The sequence below is a fragment of the Pseudomonas sp. CFBP 13711 genome (assembly GCF_014842265.1).
Taxonomy (GTDB): domain Bacteria; phylum Pseudomonadota; class Gammaproteobacteria; order Pseudomonadales; family Pseudomonadaceae; genus Aquipseudomonas.
On the sequence record NZ_JACYVI010000008.1, the window covers coordinates 123,402 to 139,253 of the forward strand.

At 59.9% G+C, this 15,852-nt stretch carries 12 protein-coding genes and 4 tRNA genes; 10 read left to right on the plus strand and 6 right to left on the minus strand.

The window, feature by feature from the left end; genetic code table 11:
* The first annotated feature begins 155 nt into the window (after positions 1 to 155).
* From clpB to IFT47_RS16370, 5 genes are all read left to right on the plus strand, one after another.
* Positions 156 to 2,720 carry an ATP-dependent chaperone ClpB gene (clpB, locus tag IFT47_RS16350; protein ID WP_192173377.1) on the plus strand — a complete coding sequence of 855 codons (2,565 nt, stop codon included), beginning with the start codon at positions 156 to 158 and terminating at the stop codon, positions 2,718 to 2,720.
* Positions 2,721 to 3,070: 350 nt separating this feature from the next.
* Positions 3,071 to 3,146 (plus strand) — tRNA-Asn (locus IFT47_RS16355).
* Positions 3,147 to 3,166: 20 nt separating this feature from the next.
* Positions 3,167 to 3,243, plus strand: a tRNA-Pro gene (locus IFT47_RS16360).
* A gap of 6 nt (positions 3,244 to 3,249) precedes the next feature.
* Positions 3,250 to 3,325, plus strand: a tRNA-Lys gene (locus tag IFT47_RS16365).
* A 94-nt stretch (positions 3,326 to 3,419) separates the two neighbouring features.
* Positions 3,420 to 3,496: transfer RNA gene (locus tag IFT47_RS16370), tRNA-Pro, on the plus strand.
* 102 nt (positions 3,497 to 3,598) lie between these two features.
* On the opposite strand, the gene pstS is transcribed toward IFT47_RS16370, so the two are convergent.
* Complete coding sequence (pstS, locus tag IFT47_RS16375; protein ID WP_192173376.1) at positions 3,599 to 4,633, minus strand: phosphate ABC transporter substrate-binding protein PstS; 1,035 nt, start codon at positions 4,631 to 4,633, stop codon at positions 3,599 to 3,601.
* 212 nt (positions 4,634 to 4,845) lie between these two features.
* On the opposite strand from pstS, the gene IFT47_RS16380 reads away from it, so the two are divergent.
* On the plus strand, positions 4,846 to 6,246 hold the full coding sequence (locus IFT47_RS16380; protein WP_192173375.1) for a diguanylate cyclase domain-containing protein: 1,401 nt from the start codon (positions 4,846 to 4,848) through the stop codon (positions 6,244 to 6,246).
* A 98-nt stretch (positions 6,247 to 6,344) separates the two neighbouring features.
* Here the strand turns inward: IFT47_RS16380 and IFT47_RS16385 are convergent, their stop codons facing one another.
* The 4 genes from IFT47_RS16385 to IFT47_RS16400 form a co-directional block, all read right to left on the minus strand.
* On the minus strand, positions 6,345 to 7,643 hold the full coding sequence (locus IFT47_RS16385) for an NAD(P)/FAD-dependent oxidoreductase (RefSeq protein WP_192173374.1): 1,299 nt from the start codon (positions 7,641 to 7,643) through the stop codon (positions 6,345 to 6,347).
* A gap of 254 nt (positions 7,644 to 7,897) precedes the next feature.
* A complete protein-coding gene (locus tag IFT47_RS16390; RefSeq protein ID WP_192173373.1) occupies positions 7,898 to 8,437 on the minus strand; it encodes an MOSC domain-containing protein in 540 nt (179 codons plus the stop codon).
* Positions 8,434 to 9,063 carry a DUF1780 domain-containing protein gene (locus IFT47_RS16395; protein ID WP_074888345.1) on the minus strand — a complete coding sequence of 210 codons (630 nt, stop codon included), beginning with the start codon at positions 9,061 to 9,063 and terminating at the stop codon, positions 8,434 to 8,436. The genes IFT47_RS16390 and IFT47_RS16395 overlap by 4 nt, the downstream gene beginning before the upstream one ends.
* Positions 9,064 to 9,179: 116 nt before the next feature.
* Positions 9,180 to 10,082, minus strand: a complete 903-nt coding sequence (locus tag IFT47_RS16400; RefSeq protein ID WP_192173372.1) for a helix-turn-helix transcriptional regulator — start codon at positions 10,080 to 10,082, stop codon at positions 9,180 to 9,182.
* 348 nt (positions 10,083 to 10,430) lie between these two features.
* Here IFT47_RS16400 and IFT47_RS16405 point away from each other — a divergent pair, with 348 nt between their 5' ends.
* The 4 genes from IFT47_RS16405 to IFT47_RS16420 all read left to right on the plus strand — a co-directional run bounded on the left by IFT47_RS16405 (position 10,431) and on the right by IFT47_RS16420 (position 14,430).
* A complete protein-coding gene (locus IFT47_RS16405) occupies positions 10,431 to 11,747 on the plus strand; it encodes an MFS transporter (protein ID WP_244655970.1) in 1,317 nt (438 codons plus the stop codon).
* A gap of 193 nt (positions 11,748 to 11,940) precedes the next feature.
* The gene (locus tag IFT47_RS16410) at positions 11,941 to 12,630 is read left to right on the plus strand and encodes a fumarylacetoacetate hydrolase family protein (protein ID WP_192173370.1); all 690 of its coding nucleotides are present in this window, start codon (positions 11,941 to 11,943) and stop codon (positions 12,628 to 12,630) included.
* Between the two features lie 50 nt (positions 12,631 to 12,680).
* A complete protein-coding gene (locus tag IFT47_RS16415) occupies positions 12,681 to 13,445 on the plus strand; it encodes an SDR family oxidoreductase (RefSeq protein ID WP_192173369.1) in 765 nt (254 codons plus the stop codon).
* Positions 13,446 to 13,476: 31 nt separating this feature from the next.
* The gene (locus IFT47_RS16420) at positions 13,477 to 14,430 is read left to right on the plus strand and encodes a 2-hydroxyacid dehydrogenase (protein ID WP_192173368.1); all 954 of its coding nucleotides are present in this window, start codon (positions 13,477 to 13,479) and stop codon (positions 14,428 to 14,430) included.
* A gap of 517 nt (positions 14,431 to 14,947) precedes the next feature.
* On the opposite strand, the gene IFT47_RS16425 is transcribed toward IFT47_RS16420, so the two are convergent.
* Positions 14,948 to 15,847, minus strand: coding sequence for a LysR family transcriptional regulator (locus tag IFT47_RS16425; protein ID WP_192173367.1), 900 nt, complete (start codon positions 15,845 to 15,847; stop codon positions 14,948 to 14,950).
* Positions 15,848 to 15,852: the final 5 nt, after the last annotated feature.

A 15,852-nucleotide genomic window follows, 5' to 3' on the forward strand; every position in this document is an offset into this window, starting at 1 on the left:
TCCTTCTGAATTCCTTCCTTCAAGCTAATGTTGATCCATGTCAACCCGTCAGCGCTTGAATCCTGCCTAATCGGCCGCATGTAAAGAACCATCTGGCAGGTTTTCTTTATTAGGTGTGTTCATTACTCCGGCCTGCCCATTTAGGAAGGTGACCCATGCGTATTGACCGTTTAACCAGCAAATTGCAACTCGCTCTTTCAGATTCTCAATCACTGGCGGTGGGCCTGGACCATCCGGCCATCGAGCCTGCGCACTTGATGCAGGCGCTGCTTGAACAGCAGGGCGGTTCGATCAAGCCTTTGTTGCTGCAAGTGGGCTTCGACATCAATAGCCTGCGCACCGCGCTGACCAAAGAGCTTGACCAACTGCCGAAGATCCAGAACCCGACTGGCGACGTGAACATGTCGCAGGATCTGGCGCGCCTGTTGAATCAGGCCGATCGTCTGGCTCAGCAAAAAGGCGATCAGTTCATCTCCAGCGAGCTGGTGTTGCTCGCCGCCATGGACGAGAACAGCAAGCTCGGCAAGCTGCTGCTCGGCCAGGGTGTCAGCAAGAAAGCCCTGGAAAACGCCATCAGCAACCTGCGTGGCGGCGATGCTGTCAACGACCCGAACGCGGAAGAATCCCGTCAGGCGCTGGACAAGTACACCGTCGACCTGACCAAGCGCGCCGAGGAAGGCAAGCTTGACCCGGTGATTGGCCGAGACGATGAGATCCGTCGGACCATCCAGGTGCTGCAACGCCGGACCAAGAACAACCCGGTATTGATCGGTGAGCCTGGCGTGGGTAAAACCGCCATCGCCGAAGGCCTTGCTCAGCGCATCATCAACGGCGAAGTGCCGGACGGCTTGCGTGGCAAGCGTCTGCTGTCCCTGGACATGGGCGCGCTGATCGCGGGCGCCAAGTTCCGTGGCGAGTTTGAAGAGCGCCTGAAAGGCCTGCTCAATGAACTATCGAAGCAGGAAGGGCAGATCATTCTGTTCATCGACGAACTGCACACCATGGTCGGTGCCGGCAAGGCCGAAGGCTCGATGGACGCCGGCAACATGCTCAAGCCGGCGCTGGCCCGTGGCGAGCTGCATTGCGTGGGCGCCACGACGCTCAATGAGTACCGCCAATATATAGAGAAGGACGCCGCTCTCGAACGTCGCTTCCAGAAAGTGCTGGTGGATGAACCGAGTGAAGAAGACACCATCGCCATCCTGCGCGGCTTGAAAGAGCGCTATGAGGTTCACCACAAGGTGGCGATCACCGACGGCGCGATCATTGCGGCGGCCAAACTCAGCCATCGCTACATCACCGATCGGCAGCTGCCGGACAAGGCTATCGACCTGATCGACGAAGCGGCCAGCCGCATTCGTATGGAGATCGACTCCAAGCCGGAAGTGCTCGACCGTCTTGAGCGTCGCCTGATCCAGTTGAAGGTAGAAGCGCAGGCGCTGAAGAAGGAAGACGACGAGGCCGCGATCAAGCGCCTGGAAAAACTCCAGGAAGAGATCCAGCGCCTTGAGCGGGAGTACGCCGACCTCGAAGAAATCTGGACTTCCGAAAAAGCTGAAGTGACCGGCTCTGCGCAGATTCAGCAGAAGATCGAGCAGTCTCGCCAGGAACTGGAAGCGGCGCGGCGTAAGGGTGACCTCAACCGCATGGCTGAATTGCAGTACGGCGTGATTCCCGATCTGGAGCGCAGCCTGCAGATGGTCGACCAGCACGGCAAGCCGGAGAACCAGCTGCTGCGCAGCAAGGTGACCGAGGAAGAGATTGCCGAAGTCGTGTCCAAGTGGACGGGCATTCCGGTGTCGAAGATGCTCGAAGGCGAGCGTGACAAGCTGCTGAAAATGGAAGAGCTGCTGCACCAGCGCGTGATCGGGCAGAACGAAGCGGTCGTCGCGGTGGCCAACGCTGTGCGCCGGTCGCGTGCCGGGCTGTCGGACCCTAACCGCCCGAGCGGCTCGTTCATGTTCCTCGGCCCAACCGGTGTGGGTAAGACCGAGCTGTGCAAGGGGCTGGCGGAGTTCCTGTTCGACACCGAAGAGGCGATGGTGCGGATCGATATGTCCGAGTTCATGGAGAAGCATTCCGTGGCTCGTCTGATCGGCGCGCCCCCTGGCTATGTCGGTTACGAAGAGGGTGGCTATCTGACCGAAGCGGTACGCCGCAAGCCTTACTCGGTCATCCTGCTGGACGAAGTCGAGAAAGCGCACCCGGACGTCTTCAACGTCCTGCTGCAAGTGCTCGAAGACGGGCGTTTGACCGACAGTCACGGGCGTACGGTGGATTTCCGTAATACCGTGATCGTCATGACCTCCAACCTGGGCTCGGCTCGCATTCAGGAGCTGGTGGGCGATCGGGAAGGGCAGCGCGCAGCGGTCATGGATGCGCTCACCACGCACTTCCGTCCGGAGTTCATCAACCGGGTCGACGAAGTGGTGATCTTCGAACCGCTGGCTCGCGACCAGATCGCCGGCATCACCGAGATCCAGTTGGGCCGTCTGCGTCAGCGTCTGGCGGAGCGCGATCTGCGCCTGGAACTGTCCACCGAGGCGATGGACAAGCTGATCGCCGTCGGCTACGACCCTGTGTACGGCGCGCGTCCGCTCAAACGAGCGATCCAGCGCTGGATCGAAAACCCGCTGGCTCAGTTGATCCTGTCGGGTGGCTTCATGCCCGGCACCAGCATCAGAGGCACGGTGCAGGACGACGAGATCGTCTTCGGCTGATCTCCGCTTCTATATAGAGGCGCAGAAGGGCTCTCCTGGTGGGAGCCCTTTTTTATGCGCCGTGATTTATTCACTGAACCGCAGGATTTTCGGGGGCTTGAGGACGATCCACAAAAAAATCGCAAATCATTGTCTTGAAAGCAATTTAGAGGGTTGACAGGTGTTTCTGGAAATGTAGAATAGCGCGCCTCAGAGACGTGAACGCAGCGATGCAAACAGGTCGAAGAGGCTGAAAATGCAGTAGGTTCAGTGAGGTAAGTGCCAGATTCGTCTGGTGAAGATTTACTGAATTTGTTGTGTTGAAGCGCGTCAAACGCTGCATCTGAAATTGATAGATTTGAAAAGATCGTTCCGTGATAGCTCAGTCGGTAGAGCAAATGACTGTTAATCATTGGGTCCCAGGTTCGAGTCCTGGTCACGGAGCCAATTTCAAGAGGTAGTACCGTCGGGGTATAGCGCAGTCCGGTAGCGCGCCTGCTTTGGGAGCAGGATGTCAGGAGTTCGAATCCCCTTACCCCGACCATTATTTGGGTCGTTAGCTCAGTTGGTAGAGCAGTTGGCTTTTAACCAATTGGTCGTAGGTTCGAATCCCACACGACCCACCATTTTTGACCTGGCTTCATCGGGTTGGATCTTAGGGAGTGACGCCATTCGCGTCACCCGCTCTGAAAATACCTTAGGGTGTTTTCAATGTTTCAACGGGGTATAGCGCAGTCCGGTAGCGCGCCTGCTTTGGGAGCAGGATGTCAGGAGTTCGAATCCCCTTACCCCGACCATTTTCGCCCCAGCTGTATCCGGGCAGAAAATACCGCTGAAGCGCCACCCGCGCTGAAGCCACAAAAAAGCGTCCTTCGGGACGCTTTTTTCGTTTCTGGCATTTACTGAGCCTTGGGCGGGTTAGCCCAATAAGCTTCGATCTGATTTTTCAGGTCATCGGGGATCGGTGCGAAGTCGAGCGAGCGTGCGTGTTCCTGCCCGCTCTCCAGCGTCCAGCGAAAAAAATCCTGAACGGTCTTCTGACGATCAACGTCCTTGGGCTGCTTGTACATCACGATGAACGTCGCGGCGGTAATCGGATAAGCGTTTTCCCCCGGCGCGTCGAGCATCGACAGGTCGAAATCCTTCGCGTTTTTCCAGTCTGCTGTGGCCGCTGCCGCCTGAAAGCTTTCGGTGCTCGGCGTCACGAACGTGCCGGCAGCATTCTGCAGCAGCCCATAATTCAACTTCTGCTGTTTGACGTAGGCGTACTCGACGTAGCCGATCGAGTTTGGCACCTGCTTCACGTACGTCGCCACGCCTTCGCTGCCTTTGCTGCCCATGCCCACCGGCCACTTCACCGACGCGCCTGCGCCAAGCTGGTTCTTCCATTGCGGGCTGACCTTCGCCAGGTAACTGACCCAGTTGAACGTGGTGCCGGAATCATCCGAGCGATACACCACGCTGATTTTCGCGTCAGGCAATTTCACGCCCGGGTTCAGGGCGGCGAGGGCAGGGTCATTCCATTTGCTGATTTTGCCCAGGTAGATGTCGGCAAGCACCGGGCCTGTGAATTTCAGGGTCCCCGGTTTGACCGAGGCGACGTTGATGACAGGAACAATGCCGCCGATCACAGAAGGGAACTGCTGCAGGCCGAAAGTTTGGAGGTCTGCCGAGTTCATCGGGCGGTCAGTCGCGCCGAAATCCACGGCGCCTTCCTTTATCAGGGCAATGCCCGCGCCAGAGCCGATGTACTGATAATTGACCTTGATCTGAGTCTTCTGGTTGTAGTCGGTCGCCCATTTGTACAGCACCGGATAAATGAACGTGGAGCCGGCGCCGGTGACCTCGGACGCTGCGCCTGCCGTGGCGGCCATGGATAGATTGAGCGCGATGCCGAGGCCTGCGGCCAGCATCAGTCGTGAGAGCTGCAACATGGATGACTTCCTGTAATCAAGCGACATCGGGGTGAGATGCGTTGATGGGATCACAGCAAACAGCACGTTTTTATGACAAGACGTGACAGATTTTCTTCATCGGCAGGTTGATCAATCGCGGCGGCCAAGCCCGTTATTTACACGTCGCTCCGGGTGCGGACTCATGAGGCCCGGTATAAACTTCAGGCAGTCTTTTCAGGATCGGCCGTTATATGAAGTCGCCAACTCCTCCATTCGAGCAACAGCGACTTGAAGCGCTGCATCTTCTCGAAGTTCTCGACACTCCCCCCGAGGTCGCCCTAGACCGGATCACTCGTCTGGTGGCGCAAGTGCTGAACGTGCCGATCGCTCTGATATCGCTGGTGGATCAGGACCGTCAGTGGTTCAAGTCCCGAGTAGGGCTTGAAGCGACAGAGTTGCCGCGGGAGCTCGCGTTCTGTACGCACGCCATCCTTGAGGCCACCGAGCTTGTGGTGCCCGATGCGGTCGAAGACGCGCGTTTCTGCGACAACCAACTGGTCACAGGCGATCCCCATATCCGTTTTTATGCTGGCGTACCCATACGCACCAGCCAGGGCTTTGCCGTGGGCACGCTTTGCGCCATTGACGCGCAGCCCAGAATCCTCACCCCAGACGAGCTGTCCATCCTCCACGACCTGGCCGAGATCGTCAGCCGGGAAATGCAGCTGCGGGAAAACCTGATGCTGACGCGGATTCAGAAGAATCGCTCCGAGGCCTTGTTTCAGGCCAGTGAGGCGGGCTATCGCTCGATGTTCGAGCTGGCGTCGGTAGGCATTGCGCTGGTCGCGCCGGACGGTGGCTGGATCAGCGTCAACGCCGCGCTGTGCGATGTCCTTGGCTACGCGCCCGATGAGCTCAAGCACCTGACGTTTCAGGACATCACCCACCCCGACGATCTGGGCAGTGATCTTGAGATGCTGCATCAGCTGAGCGTCGGTGAAATCAACAGCTACCAGATGGAGAAGCGTTACCTGCGCAAAGACGGCAGAGCGGTTTGGGTCAATCTGAGCGTCACGAAAAAGCTGTCCGAAGCAGGAGAGCTGGAATATTTCATTTCGATCATCCAGAACATTCAGGCGCGCAAGGAGCTAGAGCAGGAGGCCCGACATGACTCCCTGACCGGTCTGCACAATCGCCGCGCGCTGGACTCGCTGTTGCCGATCGCTCAGGCGCGGGCGGATCGCTCCAGATTGCAAATGGCGCTGATGTTCATTGACCTGGATGGATTCAAAGTCATCAACGACAGTTACGGGCACGATGCCGGTGATGATCTGCTGCGCGCTATCGCCACACGTTTGCAGAGCTGCATCCGCAGGACCGACAGCCTGGTGCGGCTGGCCGGTGACGAATTTATCGTGATTCTCGAAGGCATCACGCCGGGCGTGGAAGAAGCGCGCGAAGTGGGTCAGAAACTCCTCGTCGCGATTGCACAGCCCCTCACGATCAAAGGCGATGTCATTTGCAGCAACGCCAGCATCGGCTTTTCCATGTACGAACCCGGCTCCGGCAAAGCCCCGGACGAACTCATGCGCGAGGCCGACCGCTGGATGTACAAGGCTAAGCATTTGGGCAAAGGGCGGGTGATGCCGTAACGGGCGCGCACTCTCGCGCCCGCCCGGTAAGCCGGGCGTGTGGAATGGGGGGGAATGAGGCCCGCCGCATTGGCGCGGCGGACCTGCAGGACTCAGCCTTAGTGCAGCTTCATCCGTGGCTCGGTGCCGCGACCGATTCGGCTGCCCAGCATGAGCATCAGCGTGCGGAACATGCCGTAAAGCGCCATCTGGTGCATGCGGTACAGCGAAACGTAGAACATGCGTGCCAGCCAGCCTTCAAGCATGACGCTACCGGTCAGGTTGCCCATCAGATTGCCGACTGCCGAGAACTTCGACAGCGAAATCAGCGAGCCATAGTCCTTGTAGCGATACTCGGGCAGCGTGCCGCCCTCGATGCGCAGCTTCAGCGACTTCACCAGCAACGATGCCTGTTGATGCGCCGCTTGCGCACGGGGCGGGACGTTGCGGTCAGTGCCTTTTTGCGGGCAGGCCGCGCAGTCACCAAAAGCGAAGATATTGTCGTCGCGGGAGGTCTGCAGCGTCGGACGCACTTGCAGCTGGTTGATGCGATTGGTCTCAAGGCCGGCGATGCCTTCCAGAAATGCCGGAGCGCGGATGCCCGCCGCCCAGACCTTCAGCGTTGCAGGAATCACCTGACCGGTCGCAGTCACCAGGCTGTCAGCCGTCACCTCGCTGACCGCCGAATTGGTCAGCACCGTGACGCCCAGTTTTTCCAGCGTCTTGTGCACCGGTCCGCCAATGCGTTCCGGCAATGCCGGCAAGACGCGCGGGCCGGCCTCGATCACCGTGATACGCAGATTTTCCGGCTTGATCTGGCCCAGCCCGTAGGCCGCCAGTTCGTGGGCCGCGTTGTGCAGTTCCGCAGCCAGCTCGACACCCGTGGCCCCGGCACCGACGATGGCGACGTTGATCTCTTCGGCCGCATCATTCTGGCTGGCGTGGGCACGCAGATAGCGATTGAGCAATTGCTGATGGAAGCGCTCGGCCTGCTTGCGGGTGTCAAGGAACAGGCAGTGTTCTGCCGCGCCTTTGGTGCCGAAATCATTGGTCGTACTGCCCACGGAAATCACCAGTGAGTCGTAATCCAGGCTGCGCGCCGGGACCAGCTCATTGCCGTTTTCGTCGAGGGTTTCGGCCAGGTGGATCTGCTTGTTCTCCCGATCCAGACCGGTCATGCGACCCATCTGGAACTGAAAGTGGTTCCACTTGGCTTGCGCCACGTAGTTCAGCTCGTCCTCATAGGAGTTGAGCGACCCGGCGGCCACCTCGTGCAGCAGCGGTTTCCAGATGTGGGTCAGGTTGGCGTCGACCAGCGTGACGCTGGCGGTGCCTTTCTTGCCCAGGGTTTTACCCAGACGGGTAGCCAGCTCCAGACCGCCAGCGCCTCCGCCGACAATCACAATACGATGGGTCATGGGGATATCTCATAAGGTTTAAGGAATTCTGTGTCAGCGCAATCCGCGCGAGCGCAAGGCAGCTCATAGCGTCAGATTGCTCTGTAAATGGCTCAAAAAGGGCCCGGTCCAAGCACCACCACAAGGAGCCGCCAACGCCAAAAAGGCCGGCGCTCGACTTGGGCGGGGGGCTCGAACGTACGCTTCGACACGCGCGGTGTCGGCAGGTTTCAGGCGGCTGATCATTTGAGGCTCTTTATCACTATTGACCCGGATCAGGAAACGGCGCTGTTGGCTGCGTTAAAGTCCTGGACGCTCGGTTCGATTGGCTCGATACACAAAACATCATCCAGACGCACGATGCCGCTTTGTATCACCCGCGCGGTGATTCCGCCATGGCCGCGAACGGCCTGGAAGATGCCGTGGCCGAGACGTTGCTCAAGGCGCGCGCAGGGTTGGCACCAGCCAGTGGTTTCGAAGATCGCCTGACCGATGCGGAAACGTCGGTTTTTCAGGCTGAACAGGTTGATGCCGCTGATCACGATGTTTCGTCGTAGATCCTGGGGCAACACCGGGTTGTCCTCGGCCCGGCCCATCAGCGAGCTGACCACGGCGAAATGCTCCCACTGGATCAGCGTCACCTGTCGGGCGTTGCGCGGGCCAGGGCGTGCGTGATCACCCGTCAGGCCTGCTTCGCGACGGGCTTCCACGGCGTCCAGCTCAACCATCTCGCCACGGGATTCCGGGCGCACGCCGATCCAGCGCACGCGTCCACGCTGGGGTACATCGGCGATCAATTCCTGCAACGGACTCATAAACTGATTCCCACATCAAAAACCACGCTGCGGCCCAAATTGGTCCGCAGGAAATCCGGGGCATCCGGATGGGCGAACAATACCCGGGCGAAGGTCGGCCCGACCAGCGAGAGTGATCGCCAGCCCTGGCGCAGATATTCGGTAGGCGGCGGAAAGTGGCTGTTCAGGTCGAGCACCTCGCGCTTGAGGCTGGCGAAGGCGATGATGTCGAGTTCGCCCAGATCCAGCCCGCGTTCTTTGTAGTTGTGAGCTTTTTTGCGCAGGGTTGGCGCCAGGCGCCGCAGCAATTCGGCGGCGGGGATGCGTTTGGGTTTGGCTTCCCGGCGCACCAGTTGGCTGAGGGAAAATGCACTGCGTCGACGTTGCAGTTCTTCGCGCCATTCATCGTTCAACCGACGGCCTTCGTCCAGAACGAAGAACACTTCAAAACACGCATCGCGAAACAGCACGTCCGGCGGCTCTTGCCCGGCAGGCAGGAAGTCGTCGGTGCGATGGGGAATGTTCAGGCCCTGCAGCAACCGTTCGCACACCCAACGCTCGCGCTCCCATTTGCGCGCATTGGACAGAAACGCATTGGCTTGCTCGGCCTGGCTCGTCAAAAGACGCAGATAATCGGAGTCATCCATGCCGCCAAGCTTAACGCTCTGGAGGGGAGAAGAAACACTGGGGCCGAGATAAAGTTGGCCGGGGAGGCGCTGATCCATTTAAGAAGCTGCCCGGCGCATGAGCGGGGTCTGGCAGGCTACAAATCCCGCTGTTTCCTGAACTGCCCCGGCGGCATGCCGTGGGCGTGGCGGAAGCGCCGCGAGAAGTAGGCCTCGTCGGCAAACCCACACAACCGCGCCACTTCCCCCACCGGTTTGCTGCCGTTGAGCAGCAGCGTGCGCGCCAGGTGCATGCGCCGCTCCAGCACCAGTTCGCTGAAGGTCTTGCCGACTTCCTTGCGCAGCCAGTGGGTCAGGTAGTTGGGCGACAGAAACGCGGCTGAAGCGGCTTTTTTCAGGCTCAGGTCCGGGTCGTCCAGGTTCTTGCGTACGTACTCCGACATCCGCGCCAATGCATCGCGGCGGCTGCGCTCGGCGGCGTTGTCATCGGCCAGCCGCTTGATCGGCTCGGCGTACAGCTGGCAGACCGTGCCGATCAGTTGCAGCAGGCACCCTTTGAGCACCTCCCGCGTGCCGAACTGCCGGTTCGCATCCAGCTCGCGCATCCGGCCCAGCAAATGCTCGATCTCGGCGAAGTCGTCGGCGTCCAGCGTGAAATCCAGATGCTCCTGAAAACGGAACGGCGACAGCTCCGGGGCGAGGGCGATGGCCACGTCTTCGAGGTCCAGCGGGTCGCATTGCAACTGGGGCAGCAGGAAGGTCTGGGCAAAGTTGATCAGCAGAAAATTGCCTTCCGGCGGATGCGGGATCAGATGCAATTTGTGCGGGAGGATGAACGCCAGCGTGTTGCGCGGGAAGGGCCGGACCACGCCGCCAATGTGCTGCACGGTGTCGCCGCCGAGGTTGATTTGAATCTGAAAATATTCGTGCCGATGGGGCGCGGTCTCCGGTTTGCCCTCGGTTTTGCCGCGGATGTAAAAGTCCGGCCGCTCACTGCGCTGCTGCATGCCGTAGGTGGGTACGCGATTGACGGAATCCATCGAGTGCTCCTCGTCGTGTATTTCTTATTGTCGGTCGTCGTATGACCAAATCCAAAAATTTCATCAGCGTGGTGGCGAGTCGATTTGTCCAAGAATGGTCTGACTGGTCTCCTTATACAGACCGCTCTAGCGCAGGCATTTTCGCCCCCTTTTGGTTGCTAATTGCTGTTTTAGCACGCGCGCTGTTTTTTGGACAATTCATTACGGGCACCTGTTGAAATCCAAAAACGTTCTAAGCATCGTCTTGTTTAAAACCGGTCGTACGATAACTTGGGGGTGCACGTCATCACTCGATACCAATAAAAACAATGAGGACTTCTCATGTCGAGCAACCCTGATATTCAGGCGATGGATGCTGTCGTGGCCGCACCAGTCACTGCCGCTCCCGCCCGACCTATGACCCACCGTCGCTGGTTCATGCTGTCGCTGTTGCTGATCGCCACGATCATCAACTACGTCGACCGCGTCAACATCTCCATCGCTGCGCCTTTCATGGCCAAAGACCTCGGTCTGGACAAGGTCGAAATGGGCCTGATCTTCTCCGCTTTCGCCTGGACCTACGCCTTCGCTTTGGTGCCCGCCGGCTTCATCGCCGACCGGTTCGGTTCGCGCTTCACCTACGGTGCCTCACTGATCTCGTGGTCGGCCGTCACGGTGTGCCAAGGCATGGTTGGCGGTTTCGCTTCATTGTTCGGTTTGCGCCTGGCGATCGGCGCGATGGAAGCCCCGGCGTTCCCGGCCAACAGCCGCGCGGTCACGGTCTGGTTTCCGGCGCGGGAGCGGGGCATGGCCAGCAGCATCTATGTGTGCGGGCAGTATCTGGGCACGGCGCTGTTCACCGGTTTGTTGCTCTGGCTCGCGACGACCTATGACTGGCGCCACGTCTTTTACAGCACTGGCATTATCGGCATTGTTTTCGGGATCGCCTGGCTCTACTTGTACCGCGATCCGATGAACTGCAAGAAGGTCAGCAAGGAAGAGCTGGCTTACATTGAAGACGGCGGCGGCCTGGTCAAAAGCAGTCAGGAAAGAAACAAATTCAAGTGGGCGCAAATCGCCGAGCTGCTGAAATATCGCCAGGTCTGGGCCATTTGCCTGGGCAAGTTTGCCAGCACTTCGGCGCTGTACTTTTTCCTGACCTGGTTCCCGACCTATCTGATTGAAGAGCGGCATTTGACCATGGTCAAAGTCGGCATCTTCGCAGTGCTGCCGTTCATTGGCGCCACCGTCGGCGTACTGCTGGCCGGGTTCATCGCCGACTGGATGATCCGTCGCGGGTACTCGCTGTCCTTCTCTCGCAAGCTGCCACTGGTGGTGGGTTCGGCGCTGGGCATGTCGATCATGCTGGTCAACTTCACCGACTCCAATGAAGTCTGCATCGCGCTGCTCACAATCGCCTTTTTCGCACAGGGCATCGCGTCATCCTCCTGGGCGGCCGTGTCGGAGATCGCACCCAAAGAGCTGATCGGTCTGACCGGGGGCATCACCAGCCTGGCGGCCAATATCGGCGGCATCGTCACGCCCATTGTCATCGGGCAAATCCTGCACGTCACCGGCAACTTCGCCTGGGCGTTCTGGTTCATCGGCGGGGTGGCGTGTATCGGCACGCTGTCTTATTCACTGTTGCTCGGCCGCATTTATCGCATTGAGCTCAAGGCTCGGTAACCGCTCAAGAATGTGTGTGTGAACTTATGCCGTACTGGGCAGAGGCGTATGCAAATACGCCTTTTTTAATGCCGTCGATATTGAGTTTTTTAGTCCAGCGCAAACACAGTTTTATCCAACTTTCCCGCCGTGTGATCCCGTAGTCTCAAATGCATCTGACGGGGTCGAGCATCTTTCGGTGATAAGGAATTCCATGAGCAACTTTGTATTTGAACCGCCCCGAGTCAGCAGTCTGCCGGTGCATGACAGTGACGGGCGATTCCCCATTGGCCGGGTGTTTTGCCTGGGCCGTAATTACCAGTGGGGCGATGTAGCCAGTGCCGAGCGCGAGGTCCCGGCGTTCTTTATGAAGCCGGCGACATCGGTTGTGGACGCGGTGGGCGAGATCGCGTTTCCGACCCAGACCGAACAGTTTTGCCACGAGATCGAACTGGTCGTCGCCATCGGCAAGGACGGCTATGAGATCGACGCCGAAGACGCGCTGGATCACGTGTGGGGATACGCCGCAGGCCTTGATTTGACCCGCCGCGATCTGCAAATGGCCGCCAAGGCGGTGGGCAATCCATGGGAGCCGGCGAAGGCGTTCGACGGTTCCGCGCCGATCACGCCCATTCGCCCCGCAGGCCGCGACGGTCACGGGCGACAGGGCGCCATCTGGCTGAGGGTCAACGGTGTTGAGCGTCAGCGTGCCGATCTCGATAGCCAGATCTGGTCGGTGAGCGAAGTCATCAGCCAGCTTTCCCATTCCGTCACGTTGCGCGCCGGCGATCTGATCATGACCGGCACGCCGCCCGGCGTTGCTGCGCTCCAACCGGGCGACGTGATCAACGGCGGCATCGACGGCGTCGGCGAATTTGAAGTGAGAGTGGGCGAGCGCCGCTGAGCGACTCACCCAGAACCGCAGCATTTTGATGAGCAACAAGGAGAACAATAATGACTGATCAATCCGTTTCGAAAATTGCCCTGGTCACCGGCGCGGGCAGTGGCATCGGCCGCTCCGTCGCGTTCGGCCTGCTTGAAGACGGCTACAAAGTGGTGGTGACCGGGCGTCGTCTGGAACCCCTCGAAGAACTGGTGGCGCAGGCGCGCGAGCAAGGCCGAGAAGCGTTGGCGGTGTCGTGCGACGTGCGTGATCCGGCCAGTGTCGACCATCTGTTCGCGACCATCGAGGAGGTGTATGGCCGCCTCGACCTGGTGTTCAACAATGCTGGCGTCAACGCCCCTGCCGTGCCGATGGACGAGTTGCCGATCGAGAAGTGGCTGAGCGTGATCGACACCAACGTGACGGGTGTTTTCCTGTGCAGCCGAGGCGCGTTTGGCCTCATGCGCAAACAGTCGCCCCAAGGAGGCCGGATCATTAACAACGGTTCGATCTCCGCCCATGTGCCACGCCCGTTCACCGGGCCGTACACCGCCAGCAAGCACGCAGTACTGGGCCTGACCAAAAGCCTGGCCCTGGACGGTCGCGAATTCAATATCGCCTGCAGCCAGATCGACATCGGCAACGCGCTGACCGAGCTGTCGGTGCGCATGACCAAAGGCGTGCGTCAGGCCAATGGTTCAACCGCCATCGAGCCGATGATCGACGTCAAACACATCGCCGATGCCGTGCGTTACATCGCCGCGCTGCCGCTCTCGGCCAACGTGCTGAACATGACCGTCATGGCCACCAACATGCCCTTCGTGGGCCGTGGTTGATCCGTCCGAATTCGAGATGAGCGAGATACCGATGAAACCTGAAATCCTCCAGCTGAGCCCGATCCTGATTCCTGACATCAACGCGCGGCTGAACGAGCTGTACACCGTTCGCCCGTACTTCCAGCAGGCCGACAAGGTTGCTTATCTGCGCGAGCACGGCGCCAACATTCGCGGCGTGGTGACTGGCGGCCACACCGGCATCACCCGCGAAGTGATGGAGCAGTTGCCGAATGTGGAAGTCATCGCGGTCAATGGCGTCGGCACCGACGCGATTGATCTGGCCTACGCGCGGGACCGTGGCATTCGTGTCTCGGCCACCATCGGCGCGCTGACCGAAGACGTTGCCGACCTCGCCATCGGCTTGCTGATTTCGGCCTGTCGCGGGCTGTGCACAGGCGACCGTTATGTGCGCGCCGGCGCATGGGCCAAGACCGCGACGCCGCTGGTGCCGCTGCCACTGGCGCGTCAATTCAGCGGCATGCGCATCGGCATCGTCGGCATGGGCCGGGTAGGGCGGGCCGTCGCCACGCGCGCTGCTGCGTTCGGCTGCCCCATCAGCTACACCGACCTCAGCGCCATGGGCGACGTGCCTTACACCTTCGTCGGCGATTTGGTCGAATTAGCGGCGCAAAGTGACGCTCTGATCGTTGCTGCAGCCGCGGACAAAGCCAAAGGCATTATCAACGCCAAGGTGCTGGAAGCGCTGGGCGCGCAGGGTTTTTTGATCAACGTGGCGCGGGGCAGCCTGGTCAATGAGCCGGACCTTGTTGCAGCGCTGGGGGCAGGGTCAATTGCTGGCGCGGGGCTGGATGTGTTCGCTGACGAGCCCCATGTGCCGGATGCCTTGTTCGCTCTGGAAACCGTCGTCCTGCAACCCCATCGCGCCAGCGCCACCGTTCAAACGCGGACGCGGATGGGCGAGATGGTGTTGGCGAGTCTGGCGGATGGCCTGGCGGGGAAAGTGCCGGTGGGGAGTGTGGTTTGAAGGGCGTGATTGACTAAGCTGAAGCGCGTTCCTCGCGAAGCCGGTATTCCAGCTGCCATAGATGCAGCAGATGTTCCTGCCTCTTCGCGAGCAAGCTCGCTCCCACATGATGTGCGTCATACCCAAGAATCCTGGGTTAGATCACGGGCTTGTGGGAGTGAGCTTGCTCACGAAGATGGCTTTCCAGCCGCTGGATATTCAGCGGATGGTCCTCTCTCTTCGCGAGCAAGCTCGCTCCCACATGATGTGCGTCATACCCAAGAATCCTGGGTTAGATCACGGCCTTGTGGGAGTGAACTTGCTCACGAAGATGGCATTTCAGCCGCTGAAAAATCAGCGGATGGTCCTTCCTCTTCGCGAGCACGCTCGCTCCCACAGGATCGGCGCCATACCCGAGAATTCTGGGTTAGATCACGGACTTGTGGGAGTGGGCTTGCTCACGAAGATGGCATTTCAGCCGCTGAAAAATCAGCGGTTGTACCCGCTTCTTCGCCAGCGAGCTCCCGAAGGGGTAGTGTCAAAACGCCCCCGACTCAACCGACAGCTCAGCCACCAGAAAATCAATAAACGCCCGGGTCTTCATCGGCACGCGCCGGGACGAGGGATACACCGCGTTCACCGTAATCGCCGGCGCTTCCCAATCGCACAGCACCGGCACCAAGCGTCCATCCGCCACCGCGCGCTCGACGATAAAGTTGGGCAGCAGCGCGATGCCCATTCCCGCCACGGCCGCCTGCGCCAGGATGTCACCGTTGTTCGCGTGTAATGGCCCGCTCACCGTCACCCGCTGGGTTTCCTTGCCGTTGCACAACTGCAAACTCACGCCGCTCTGCAGATAGCCGTAGCTCAGGCACTTGTGGTGTGCCAGATCCTTCGGCGTTTGCGGCGTGCCTTCGCGCGCCAGGTAATCGGGCGAGGCCACCATGATCCTCGGCGCCGGGGCCAGTGAGCGCGCGATCATCGACGAATCCGGCAGGCTGGCGATACGAATCGTCACGTCAAAACCGCCCTTGACCGGATCCACCTGCTGATCGCTCAACACCACTTGCAGCTCGACGTTCGGATGCAATTCGTTGAAGCGCGGAATCAGCGGCCCCAGACGTCTCAGCCCAAACGACATCGGCGCGTTGACCCGCAACACGCCGCGTATCTCATCCATGCCGGTCCGCGCCCGTTGCTCGGCTTCGTCCAGCGAAGCGATGACATCCCGACACGCGTCGTAGTACTCAGCGCCCGCTTCCGTCAGATGCAGGCTGCGCGTGGTGCGCTGCAGCAACTGCACGCCGATGGCCTCTTCCAGCGCCTGAATCTGCTTACTGATTTTCGAGCGCGGTACGTCGAGCGCGCGGGCCGCGGCGGCAAAGCCATTGGCACCCACCGTGGCAACAAAAGCGCGCATGCATTCGATGCGATCCATGACCG